This is a genomic window from Bradyrhizobium prioriisuperbiae (assembly GCF_032397745.1).
Taxonomy (GTDB): domain Bacteria; phylum Pseudomonadota; class Alphaproteobacteria; order Rhizobiales; family Xanthobacteraceae; genus Bradyrhizobium_A; species Bradyrhizobium_A prioriisuperbiae.
Genome location: NZ_CP135921.1, coordinates 1996069 through 2008900, shown reverse-complemented (window position 1 = coordinate 2008900; position 12832 = coordinate 1996069). Strand labels below are relative to the sequence as shown.

Here is a 12832-nt window from a genome sequence, read left to right as displayed (position 1 = left end):
GGGGACGGGCAAATACATGTAGGGGCTGACCCGAATACGTCCAACACTTGAGGCCATATTTGTCCAAACCATGGTGGATCTGGTGCCGATGAGAGGGATTGGCCCGCGGCATGACTGGTGGGCATGCCTTACCTGGCCGAGCCGTTGAATCTTAGGACCGCCGTGGGATAAGCTCATGCGATAAAGGACGAAATCGGTCTTTTCCCGCGACTAATTGATGACACAGTTCTTCAACTTGTCCCAAGCCGAGGCCGAGGCGACACGGAGCGCTCTCGACACTCTCCGCGGCGTGTCTTGGGCCGCTCAACTGGTGGCGCGGATCGCGAAGACAGGGGGGCTGTCTACCGACAACATGGCGTCACTTTTCGAGGGCCGCTTTGGGCTGGCGCTGCATGACCGGGGAATTACGCCAGAGTACGAGCATGCCGCAGGGGTGGGCAACACGACGGTCGATTTTCGCTTTGGGCATTGGCTGGTTGAACTCTACTCCCTGGACGAAAGCGACGCACTCAAAGCCGCGACCTGGCAAGAGGGGCCGGTTTCTGGCCGCTTCTTAGTTACGTACCAACCGCCAAGCCCTGGGGAGATCGAGGAAGCCGACCAGAAGCGCGAACGAGACTTGGCGATGTTGGACGCGAGTAGCGAACACGATGCGCTTAAACAAGCGATCCGGCGAGAGATTGTTGCGGAGGCCCATCAAGAGCGCCAACGACTGGAGAGGTTGGCCAAACAAAGCCCGGCGGGCGAGGTTGTAAAAGCCATTGAGCGCATGGTGCGGAAAGCAGCTCAGGCGGGGCAGCCCGCGAAATTTCCGAGTCCGGATGGCTCGCGCTTCTCTATGCTGGTAGTCGACGCGCGAGCGTTCGGTGTCATGGGCGCTGACCGGATTGATGGTCATTTGATCGCGTACGGAGCTAACGCTGTTCCGGAATGCATCGAGAGTCGGTTTGTGACTGGTGACGGGAGGCAGCATCCAATCCGAGGTGCATTTGATCCTGGGAACCCGACTAAAGCCGCGAGGCACTTTCGCGAACGTGTCCACTTTCTCGGGATCGTGTCGGAGAAGACCTACGAGCGTGACGAGCTGCATCATTCCATCCGCTTCTATCCGAATCTGAACCTGTTTCCTTCCGAGGAGGCAGCTCTTGCCGTGTTGGCGACGTTTCCGTTGACCGAGCCAAGTAAGGAGCGCGAGCAGCGGCCAGAGTTGTTTCTCGATGAAATGACCAGGATCGTATCCGAGGACGAAATCGAGTTTGGAATTTTGGTTGACCAGAAAAGTGTGGTGGCTCGTGTGCACCGAGATACACTCGAGGATATCGAGAAACGCAGTCTCACCCGCGGGTCGTCAGAAATCCTCAGAGCGTTCGAGCGGCGTAAGCATTCGCTGCGTCAACTCGCTTTTCAGAAACAAAGGCGAGGCCAAGTGGAAAGGAATGGTGCGGTGTTTCTACGGCCTGCCGACTTGGCGGATCTTCGTTGACGATCGTGCCTTTTTACTGGCGAAGTTCACGGATGTACGATGAAGTTATCGGGGACGACGAATTTGCAGGTCGAGTTGTGTACTAGCCGTTCGCGCCTGCAAGTAGAGGAAATCGCATCGGAAGCCCACGTAGCGATGGCCGCCTGGACCTCCGTCCACCATCGAACGAGGAATTCGTTCGATTGGAAGCCCAAATGAGGGACTAAATGGAAAGACGCGCGGAAACGCATCTCGTCATAAAACGACGGCCGGAAGTGGAAGCGGGTATTGAGCTCGCTTCACCCGACGAGGAGTACCGTGGCTTTCCATTCGAGGTGGTCACTGAGGAGTTGACTGACAGCGAAGCTGCTGATCTGCGACGAGAAGGGCTAGTCAAAGACGTAATTCCATCCGTGAACTTGAGCTTGATCGCTCCGCTAGAGCTGTCGTCGCAATCTCCGGATGCCGGAGCTGGCGAAGTATGGGGAGTTGAAGCGGTCGGCGCCAATCGCTGCGATGAGGTTGGTCGCGGCGTTACGATCGCCATTCTCGATACTGGAATCGACCACAATCACGTCGCGTTCACCAAGACTAAGCTGGAGCTTATTGATTTCGTGGCTCATCCGGAAGGTGTGGAGGGCAGTGCACCGGACGAGCCTAGCGGGCATGGTACTCACGTCGCTGGCACGGCTTTCGGTTGTACGGTTGACGGGAAGCGGATCGGAGTCGCTCCGGGCATCGACAGGGGGCTGATCGTAAAAGTGGTTGGACCGGAGGGCGCTTCGACCGAAGCTGTGACCCTCGGGTTGGAGTGGGCGCTCAAACGGAAGGCCGATATCGTTTCGATGTCGTTGGGAATCGACTTTCCGGCCCTGGTGGGGCGCCTCATCGAAAAGGATTATCCGATCAAGATCGCTACTTCCAGAGCGCTCGAAGCGTACCGATCAACGCTGCTCTTCTTCGACGAGCTTCATTCATATTTCGACCCCCTGGCGCGTAAAGGGTGTGGGGCAATTCTAATTGCGGCATCGGGTAATGAAAGCCAAAGGGAAATTGATCCCCGTTTCACCGTCGCAATAGCCCCACCGGCAGCCGCCAAAGGATTCATCTCGGTTGGAGCGATCTCGTCGATCAAGGGCGAGAAGTCAGGCTTTACCATTTCTTCCTTTTCGAACACCGGTTGTCTGCTCGTGGCACCCGGACAATCGGTGCTTTCCGCTAAGCGAAATGGAGGGTTGATAGCGATGAGCGGCACCAGCATGGCGACTCCTCATGTCGCCGGTGTCGCTGCCCTATGGTTGCAGAATCTTTTTCCAAATGGGGAAAGGCCAGACCATTGGGGGAACGACGTTCGGCGTAAGCTTGAGGCAAACGCGGTCTCACTGCCCGGTCACCGCAGGCACGTCGGCCTGGGCCTTGTGCAGGCGCCACAAAAGTGACGATGGACTTCGACCAGCGACGATGTCTGCGCGATACCTTTCCTGAGGAGTAAACATGAGAGTTGGTAAGGATGCCGGTGTCGCCAAGATTCTCGTCAACGAAGACGCATCGCGGTTGGATCAACGAGATCCTTTGGGCGGGTCGATCAAAAACTCAAGACACGCGGGTATGGGTGCTCTCGTCTCACCACGGCATGTGATCACCTGTGCTCACGTTGTAAACGTCGCTCTGGGAGAAGCAAAGACCAACACCAAAAAACCCACTCGATCCGTGAATGTGGTCTTTCCCCTATCCTCGGGCCCGGGGGCGATCGTGCCGGCCCGCGTTATTGTGTGGTGCGAGGTGGGCCACTCAACCGCTTCAGACGTGGCGGTGCTTCAACTTGACGTGGATGCGCCGAGCAGCGCGGGTATCGCCGTTTTTGGCTTGATCTGGTCGCGGCTCGACGGCGACGAGCTCTCAGTGTTCGGAACGCTGGGAGGACAGGCTGGCCACAACTACGTTAGCACCAACTTCGTCGGTCCGACGATGGGCTCGCAAGCCCAACTGAGCCGGCACGTAAGGAACATCAAGAGGGATGTTACTCCAAAATTCGCGGCGCACGCGGATCTGATCAAAGGAGGATTCAGCGGCGCTGCCGTATGGAATATCTTCCACGACGCCGCCATCGGAATGGTGACAGCCTACAATAATGCTGTCGAAGATATCGCATATATGATTCCGGCTGCGAGGTTACTGGAGGCTTGGCCGGAGCTTCCGACAGAAACGAGACGATTGCCGCGTTCGTTCGATATCATTTGGACTGCGTTATCGTCGGTTCTGCTCGCATCCATGTTCTATCTCTTCTTGGCTAACCGCCGTACGATAGAAGGTCAGCCAGATATCCTATCACCATTCTTGGGTCTGCACGTTTACGCTGTTCTTGCTACGGCCGTAAGTTGTCTCTGGTTTATGCATGCAAAGGATTTCAAGCTTCATGATTGGACGTCGAGAGTGCCTCGATTCCTCGCCATTCCTGTCGAGCGTGGGACATTTGCGGCGAAGGTATCTGCTTTGCTTACCTTGCTTTTTTTCATGCTTATTCCTCTGGTGATCGAAGCGCGTTTCGTTGATGTGCTCTACAACCGAGGAAAGGTTTACATTTACCCCGAGCAATTCGGATTTAGAGCGGACGAGCTGAAGGGCTGTATCCCGCGCGATACTCCGCTTTGCCTGCATCCGGATGCAGGACTCTATTCCACGGTGAAGCCGAGGCCTCCGGCGACTGGTGGCTATCGGGACAACGCCTATCACTACGGAGGAGACACGAATGGGACTACCGTCACGTTCTTTCCTATTGTTCAGCCGCTCGCTCTGCAAGGCTTTGCTCTCGTGGCGGTCTTGATCCAAATCGGAGCTCTTTTGCGAACATTCCTGCCTCGGTTTCGCAAGAAAGTGCTAGGAAATTCCAGGTTGGTGCCAGCATCCGGTCGCGCTCACGATGATGGAGACTCTCGCCGCGAGTGAGACGCGCGGTGCCTGGCGCGATCCGCCGAATTGAACTGCGGACTCGTGGTGTTCAGACTTGCACTGGCGGAGCACAAAGGCTCGTCGTTCGGTAGCGGTTTGATTGCGAGAGGCGCAGCCGTGATGCTCGTTTGAACGTTATCGACCCGACAGATGATCTTCGAAAGATCGATTGTTACGATCCTGCTGTACTTTTTATGACTATATTCGGACCTACCCCTGCTAAGTTGGCAGTGCTCTACGGTAGAAGCGAGCACATTTTCTCCTTGACGGAAGAGAAGCGTAAAATACCCGGTCCAACTGGATCCCCTTGCGCCGTTTTCGCATGTGATCACGACGGTGATCACGCTGTTGCTGTCCGGCGCAGAAATCTCCGCAGTTGCATAGTGCTGAGGCTCGAGATCGGACCCTATGACGATATGTCGATGATCTGCCCATCGCTCGACATGAGGGTTTGGCATTCCGGCAAAAGCAGGTGAAACCGCTGCCGCAGCCTGAAGAAATACCAGAAATAGTTTTCGTATCATCGTCTCTCTCTCAAATTACATTCCGGTTCGCGAAAGTCAGTTCTTCGTTTGCAAAAAAAACCACGCGGTGGCCGCGTGATTGGCGAGTTAGTTCGATCGAACTGCGTTGGCCGAAGATAGCATTGGTGTGGCCTGCGATTCAGCGCCGGCCGTTGTTCGACGGCCGATTAGCCAATTCAATGCCCTCGACCTGCGGGCCTTGCTTCTGCGGCTGCTGTGTCGGAGGCTTGGCGCCGCCCGATTTGCCACGTGTAATGCCACTAGCGCCACCACAGCCTTTTGGTCGCTGCAAGCGCACTAGCGGCGTGGTTTCGTTTTATGAGAGCGACCAATTGCCGGGCGCCGCACTGGCGGTGAAGTGGATCTCTGCGATAATAGAACAAAATAAGAACATACGGTGCTGTTTCGATGCGTTTGCGCGGCGCCGAGGGCGCTTCCAGCCGCATTTGGAACGAATCGCCTTCCCGCTGAGTTGATCAGTCGGGTATTTTATGCAATAAATGCAAAATGGCTGGGCGACCCAAGCGTAGTGTGGATCCTGAGTTAGCGGCGTGCCTTCGCAGGTGGCGCCAGGACTCAGGGCTTACCCATTCGTCTGTTGCTGAGCAGTTGGGGGTTGCTACCTCCACTCTCACTAGATCGCTAGAAACAGACAGTTTCTCGGCGGATTTGCGAGGGCGCATCTGCGGGCTGTTGGATGCGGAGGGAGGTTCTGTCGGGCTTGCTGGCCTGTCAGTGGATGGGATTTCCGCAAAAGATTTGCGTTTATTGCATAAATTCGTTAACCTAATTCCAAGGGCAGAGCGAATATTGAAGGAGGCCCTGGTGCGGCGCGCTGGAGGGGTGAAATCGTGACGAATTCCAAGCAGATCATAGCAATGATCCGGAGCCACGCCGCCGGCGATAGTCAGCAGTTCTTTTCCATCGCGGAACACATCGCCAGCGACGCCCATAAGTCTGGGAAGAACAAGGTCGCAGGCGAGATCAGAGACATCGTTACGCGGGCGAAGGATCATGCCGCGCGAAACGAGGCTGCAGCAGCAATCCCGCTGGTCACTCCGCGAGGAGAGCTCGCCAACCTAGTCAGAGCGTCGTATCCGGAAACAAAACTGTCGGACGTTGTCCTGGCGGACGATCTGCGCCGTAGGATCGAGAGGTTGGTTCGTGAGCATCAATCGGCCGGGGCACTCGAGGAGCGTGGACTGAAGCCAAGCCGGAAGTTTCTGTTCTCTGGACCTCCGGGGACTGGCAAAGGCATGACCGCAGCCGCTCTTGCGAAAGAGCTGAATCTGCCGCTGTTTACGATCATGTTGGACAGCGTGATCACGAAATATATGGGGGAGACAGCAGCGAAGCTCCGACTGATTTTCGACGCCATGAACGCTACGCGCGCAGTGTATTTTTTTGACGAAGTCGACGCGCTTGCGGCCAGCCGCAGCATGGAGAACGACATCGGCGAGGCGCGCCGCATGTTGAATTCGTTCCTGCAGTTTTTAGAGGATGATCAATCCAGGAGCGTCATCATTGCCGCGACCAATCATCGGTCGCTGTTAGACGCAGCCCTTTTCAGGCGCTTTCATTCCGCGTTCGTGTACGCGAAGCCGGGCATCGATGAGGCCCGACGGGTGATAGCCAATAACCTGCTCGCTTTCGACATTTCCCGGATGGACTGGCCGAAGATTGATCAGGTCGCCCCGAAGCTCAGCCAGGCGGACCTTGTCGCCGCCGCGGAAGACGCGGCGCGCGAGGCGGTTCTCGACAACCAAGGCGTGCTGACGACGGAACTAATGTTTCGCGCGTTGCAGGATCGGGCTAATATACAGCCGAATTAAGGGGCGAATCGGCGTACGCCCGTTTGGACCGGGCGGAAATGGCTGACGACAACAAGCGCTATCGGCACATCCATCTTCGGGGACTGGGAACGGCGCCCAAGAGCTTCAGGGCGGTCGGCGGCGGTTCTGAAAAAGACATCAAGCCGGTAAATGATCGTGCCGCCCATGGCCGCCGCCTCCGCCTTGAGCTCGACATCGCGACCGAAAAGTTTGCGGACTACGTTGGCGAACAGGCCGATACCGGAATTCCTGCCCAGCATAGAGGGATGCCGCTTACCGTATTGGGGCGTCCGGACGTCGAACTGAAGGTCGGGAGGGGCAGGCCTTCCTCGAAAGTGGGACTGAAGATCCTGAACGTCCGGCGATCGGACGCGGCGGAATCGGAAGACGACAGTAACGGTGGTCCAGACCAGGCAACGTTCTTCGTCACCAAGACCAGATTGGCGGGGTTGAAGTCGAACCTCGACGAATACTCCGAATACGGCCAAAAGCCCCAAAAAGATCCCGATTCTAACACCACCCGCAAGGTCAACCGCCCCGAAAATTTTGGGTTGTTCGAGAGCGGCGCCACCATCCGGGAGACCACTCTCCGCGATCTTTGGACCGACGACGTCGAGGAATTTCCGACGAGCCGCCTCAAGAAGGCTCGATGGGAAGTGTGGACGCAGTTGCAGCTCCAGCCATACTTTCTCAGTGCGGCGAAGAAGCTGGGCGTCGAGCTCTTCGGAAGGCCGACGGAGTTCATCGAGACGGTCATCCACGGCGTCGTGGCAACCCCTCTCGAGTTACAGCGGCTGGTGCGGCAGAGTGCCGCGGTCATAGAACTTCGAGGCGCGTCTTCGTTCGCTTCCGGTTTCTTCAACATGCCCGATGACGAGCGCATAATCGCGCTCGACGCGATTTCGCGCCGCATTGAACGCGCGCCTCCGGCCGCCCCGAAGGTTACCATCCTCGACACTGGAGTGAATCGCAACAATCCCCTGCTCAGAGGATCGCTCGCCGCTGCCGACTGCAGAACGGTGGAGGGGAAGTGGGGGATCGACGATCACTCCGGCCACGGCACCAAGATGGCCGGCTTGGCGCTATATGGCGATCTCGAAGCTGCGATACTGAAACCGGGACCGATCGTTCTCGAGGCGAACTTAGAGTCGATCGTAGTGACGTCGCCAACTCAGCCCGCGACGGTACCTGCTCGCGATGCGCTGCAGCGCGCCATTGATCTTGTCGAGAAAAAGTCCGCGCGCCGCGTTTTCTGTCTGGCCCAGACCGCAGTCGGAGAGTCCGAGGACGGTCGCCCCACCAGCACTTCCGCCGTGCTGGATAAGCTCGCGTATAACGACGGGGACACCACTCGTTTGTTCTGTGCGGCGGTCGGTAATGCGCCTCATTCGCGAAACCGACCATATCAATACGCGGACTATGAGAGCCGCAACGTCCGTTTCGGTATCCAATCTCCGGCCCAGGCAGCTAATGCGCTCGCCGTAGGCGCGGTCAGCCTCAAGAGAGGGAAAGGCGACGGGGATCTCGTCGCGCTTCCCGGAGATCTGATGCCGTTATCACGGACCGCCAGTTCATGGCACAAACCCCATCCGAGCAAACCCGACATCGTGATGGAGGGTGGCAATCTAATCGTCGACGAGGATGGTGTCTTCTGTCGTCCTTCGCCGAAGCACTTCGTCCTGACCACATCGCGCGACGTTCCGGAACAGCCTCTCGATGTTTCCGGGCAAACGAGCGCGGCCACAGCGTTGGCGGCCGGGCTCGCAGCACGACTCGCAGCCCGATACCCGAAGTATCGAATGGAAACGATACGCGGAATGATGGTCCATTCCGCCCGATGGACGCTGGCCATGATTGAGCAGGCCAAGAGCTTCGAAGCCGAAAATGGCAACAAAGGCTGGAGCTCGATCATTGACAGGTTCGGTTGGGGCGTCCCGGACGAGAGCAGACTGTTCAACAGCGCGTCGAACGCGCTGACCTTGGTCATCGAAGACGAATTGTACCCCTACGAACGGAAGCTGAAGGACGGCAAGGAAAAAGAGATCCGACTTAGGGAGATGAAGTATTTCAAACTTCCGTGGCCCAAAACGACACTGAAGGGTTTGAACGGCGTTGACGTTCGGATGCGTTGCACACTGTCCTACTTTATCGAGCCAGATCCGCACGCGGTCACCCGCGACAGGATGGATCGATATCACTCCTACCGATTGAAGTTCGACGTGAAGCGGTTCGGTGAAGACGACGCGAGAGCCCAACGTCGCATGAATAGCTTGGCGGAAGAATCCATGTCGGGCGCCGGCAGCAATGACGGCTGGTTGGGCGCGCAGCGTTCGATGGGGACGATCCTTCAGGACGAATGGGAAGGCAAAGCTTATCAACTGGCCGAGCGCGATGGGATTTCCGTTGTCCCTGTCCGCGGGTGGTGGGGCGACATGGCGAGCACGCTCAATTACAAAAAGCCTGCGCGCTTCTCGCTGATCGTTTCCGTCGAAACTCCGACATCGAAGGGTTACGACCTCTTCGCCGAGACGGCGAGGCTGGTGCCACCCCAGCTACTGGCCGAGAGGATCCAGGCCCTCGTCTAGGGAGCCATCAACGCATCGTAGCGTTGACGTCGCCGTGGCAAATGTAGGCGTAGGGTGTGGCGGACTGATCGCGCTGCGCCTTCCTGGCCTGCAGCAAGGCCATGCCCATGGGCATTCCACGGCAGAACTTCCCGAGATAAGTCCTGACAGCCTCCGATGCGCAGTCGTCCTCGACCTTCCACAGCGGCGCCAGCACACCTCCGAAAGAATGCTTGATTAGTCTCTCGGTCCAGCCTGAAGCCAGACCCAGCCGCATATCGGCAGTCCCCACTTCGCAGGCGTTGAGCACCACGAACGTTCCATCGCGGCTGCCCAATTTCACGGCGCCGTTGACATCGTCTCTGGATACGTATGCATCCAGCATCCGGATGCGGGGATCTGGTTTATTCTCGCCGTGGCCCGCGAAATGAAGAACGGCCACCCGTTCCTTCGGAAGATCGGTCGTCCAGAATTTGGTGAAGCTATCCCAGGTGGGATCCATGGCTCTCGCGCCGAGGGACGAGACGAGCCATCGGCCCTCGGCGATCGCCGCAGGCAACGCCTGTCCGCCGGGATAATTAGGTACGAAGCTGGCAATCGACCCGGACTCTATTTGAGGTCGCATGTCTCGTGCGTACGTGGCGCTCCATCGGCAGATGGGGTGAGTCATAAACAGATGGTCAGGATTTTGAATGCCCGACTGGCCGTCAGGGAACATCATCTCCCACGGGACGTGAGGCTCCTCCGTCATAATCTGGATAGAGAACCTTGGCCCGAACTTTTCACGCATATCCTTGTACAGGAGTCGAAACATCTCAGGAGCGCGAGCCCAGATCTGCTCGCCGATGCCACGAAGCCTACTAGCATGACGCGGCTTCGTCAGCGTTGGACACTGTTTCAGGAGTTCGGTGGCGAATGCTTCCGGATCCGGCATATCGATAGTTCCGTGGCGCTGCGCCGCGCCGAGATTCTGAGTGTGCGGAGCATCGACCATCCAGATCCACGACGTCGGCGGACCTGCTTTGTAGATACTGATCGTCATGTCAGGAGGAGTGGCTCTAACTTGGGCATTCATAGCGGCTACGCCAAGCTGCGCCGGGCTCGATCCGGCGACTTCGGTTTCATTTCCTTCTTCGACTTTAAATGACACCCGCGCCATCCCGCTGGCCCGTCCCTCGCAAGTGAACTTTACCAGCACGTCGACTGTGCCTTCCTCGGTCACGCCAACCACCTCGCCTTGGAAGCGAGCGGGTAGTGAGCGACCATCTTCGAATAAGGCGACCTTTCGCCTCTTCATTTTTTCTTCCATAACGAGCTGAGCGGAATACACATCGACGTCAATAGCAACCATCTGCCAATCCGACGGGAGGTCGAACTTTATCGCCTCGCGACCTCCCTGAATTGTAGACAAGTCCACTTCGAACTGAAACTTTCGCCCGACTGCAGGCTTTTCGTTGCTCGAGAAAGACGGATACCGCTCGACGGAGATTATCGGAGCGGGCGTGATGGCATCAAGCGTTAGCCCGCCCTTCATCTCGATGGTGAAGTCGTCGTCCTCGGCCGACCTGAATGGTGCCGTGACCTCGAGCTCGTTCGACAGCTGTGCCTTAGGGTCATAGTCGGTCAGGATTTCCGCGATAAGACGCTTGACCTGTTCAGATGCGACATTGCCGGAGATCACGATCAACTCGTCGGCGCGCTCCACCATAATCTCGAAAACTAGATCTTGAAGCCGGTGGAGTTTCTCGACCGCGTAGCGCCATTCGTCATCCGAATCGGTGGTCTGGTCGCTCCGAAGAAATTCTCTAGCGCGGATCGGTTTGTGGCGCGCCATCCACCATGCCCATATTGGAGATACAACCATTGTTTCGGCTTCCAATGATCAGTCAGCGACGACAAGGAAAACGTCTTCCACAGTGTGGAATCGGTCAGCAAACAACCGTACGCGATATGCGCCCGGCTCGAGCGACATATCCACACGATAGTGATCGCCGGCCAGCCTCAGTTTCATGTTCGTCTGCACAGCCGGCTCATCAATGCGCTCGACAACTCCGTCGATCGCCTGAAGATAGTCGCTGGCCATCGCTTCGATGTGAACAGGTTGCCCGGAGCGGTACGCGTCTTCAACGTAAAGCGAGAAACTTTCTCCCAAAGAGGCTCGATAGGTTCTTGGATCCACATCGGCCTCGGTGAGCACGCCCCGCATATGTCCAAACGCGGCTTCGTCGCTCTGTAGCGCTGAATGCGTATTCGGAATGTATGTGGCGCTCGAAAAATCTAATTCCAGAGGGAGTGCGGATACGCGCGGCACAGTCCCGTCTCCGGAATGATCCTCGTCGTCGCGCACCATCAGCGGCGTCAAGCTGTTGCCGTCCCAAGCCGCGGATTGCACGGTCGGTTGCTCGGTCCCGATCACGGGGCGTACGCGGGGACCCGCCTGATGGTATTCAGCGGACTGCGCGTTACGCTCCTGAGCGATCCGGATCTCTTCATGAAACGAATGTGCGCGCTTCGCCCGTGCTGCATCTAGATTTGGCAGTTCGAGTTCGACGACACGTTTTAGCGTCGCCGGGCCCGGCTCCTTTACGAATGGATAGGTCGGCAGTAGTTGGTAAACGGAGTCGAAGGTTCTCAAAGCTTCCGTTCCGTCGAAAGCCTTCATCGGGCCAATCTTCCAGGTGAACCCGTTGCATAGGAACCCAAGCGCGTTACCGGATCCCTTATACGGCGTACCGAAGCTCAGGATCGTCCTGGTTGTCTTCCAGCCCTCAAGGCACTCGACGTAGTACCGAGCTACTAGCCCGCCCATAGAATGCACTACAAAGACCACCTTCGCGCCCGCATTGCCGCTGTTGCGGCGCCAGTTTTCCAGCCATCGGGGCACCACGGCGGCAAGCTTGCGAGCCGAAACCCGGTTGTTTCGACGCCAGTCGTACGGAAAAGTGAAATAGTTCTCCCCGGGGATCAGACCGACGCCCTTGGATAGACTGGCGGTTAGGCGCGAGTACCCGAACTGCTTCCAAAGGCCTGGAACAACCTCGATATTGTCAATCAGCGCCGTCGCGACGATCCCATCGCCGAGATCTTCGTCTTCGTTGTCGGCCCCGGTTAGGGAGAGCTCCTTTAGCGCCTTTCCCCCGACGATGCCCCACAATGCGCCAGGAGAAGTTCCCCATAGCGGCCTCCCGTCCTTCAAGAGCGCGGTACCGATCAGACCTGGGACCACGACCACGATGTCGGGGTATTTCCACGCCATGCGTCCTCCGGCTCGATTTTGGGGTACACTCGTCATTCGGGGTGGCGAGACTCACCCTGCCCCGACCATTTATCCCAGCTTTTGGTGATTTGCGATCACATCCTCAGCAAGCAGGACGGGCCGGTCGTGCCGGAGTCATTTCTCCAATCGGCCGAACGAAGCCGGATGCCCGCTCCAGCTTGGGTGGGCGCCGTGTGTATGGGGGGAGAGGGCACAGTGCCGGGACTGCGGTCTAGTCGGGGAGA

Annotated in this window: 8 protein-coding genes; 6 read left to right on the top strand and 2 right to left on the bottom strand. The window is 57.6% G+C overall.

The window, feature by feature from the left end:
• The first annotated feature begins 217 nt into the window (after positions 1–217).
• The 6 genes from RS897_RS09390 (at position 218) to RS897_RS09370 (ending at position 9352) form a co-directional block, all read left to right on the top strand.
• Positions 218–1483 (top strand): DUF1488 family protein, encoded by a 1266-nt coding sequence (locus tag RS897_RS09390; RefSeq protein WP_315836294.1) that lies wholly within the window; start codon positions 218–220, stop codon positions 1481–1483.
• 206 nt (positions 1484–1689) lie between these two features.
• Positions 1690–2901: a S8 family serine peptidase gene (locus RS897_RS09385; protein ID WP_315836293.1), complete on the top strand. Its 1212-nt coding sequence runs from the start codon at positions 1690–1692 to the stop codon at positions 2899–2901.
• A 55-nt stretch (positions 2902–2956) separates the two neighbouring features.
• Positions 2957–4408, top strand: coding sequence for a trypsin-like serine peptidase (locus RS897_RS09380; protein ID WP_315836292.1), 1452 nt, complete (start codon positions 2957–2959; stop codon positions 4406–4408).
• A gap of 1034 nt (positions 4409–5442) precedes the next feature.
• Positions 5443–5790, top strand: a complete 348-nt coding sequence (locus tag RS897_RS42265) for a helix-turn-helix domain-containing protein (protein ID WP_407654458.1) — start codon at positions 5443–5445, stop codon at positions 5788–5790.
• Positions 5787–6767 (top strand): AAA family ATPase, encoded by a 981-nt coding sequence (locus RS897_RS09375; protein ID WP_315836291.1) that lies wholly within the window; start codon positions 5787–5789, stop codon positions 6765–6767. Before RS897_RS42265 ends, RS897_RS09375 begins: the two co-directional genes overlap by 4 nt.
• A 38-nt stretch (positions 6768–6805) precedes the next feature.
• Positions 6806–9352: a S8 family peptidase gene (locus RS897_RS09370; RefSeq protein ID WP_315836290.1), complete on the top strand. Its 2547-nt coding sequence runs from the start codon at positions 6806–6808 to the stop codon at positions 9350–9352.
• A gap of 7 nt (positions 9353–9359) precedes the next feature.
• On the opposite strand, the gene RS897_RS09365 is transcribed toward RS897_RS09370, so the two are convergent.
• Positions 9360–11165, bottom strand: a complete 1806-nt coding sequence (locus RS897_RS09365; RefSeq protein WP_315836289.1) for a CHAT domain-containing protein — start codon at positions 11163–11165, stop codon at positions 9360–9362.
• A gap of 48 nt (positions 11166–11213) precedes the next feature.
• Positions 11214–12587 (bottom strand): esterase/lipase family protein, encoded by a 1374-nt coding sequence (locus tag RS897_RS09360; RefSeq protein ID WP_315836288.1) that lies wholly within the window; start codon positions 12585–12587, stop codon positions 11214–11216.
• Between the last annotated feature and the right edge of the window lie 245 nt (positions 12588–12832).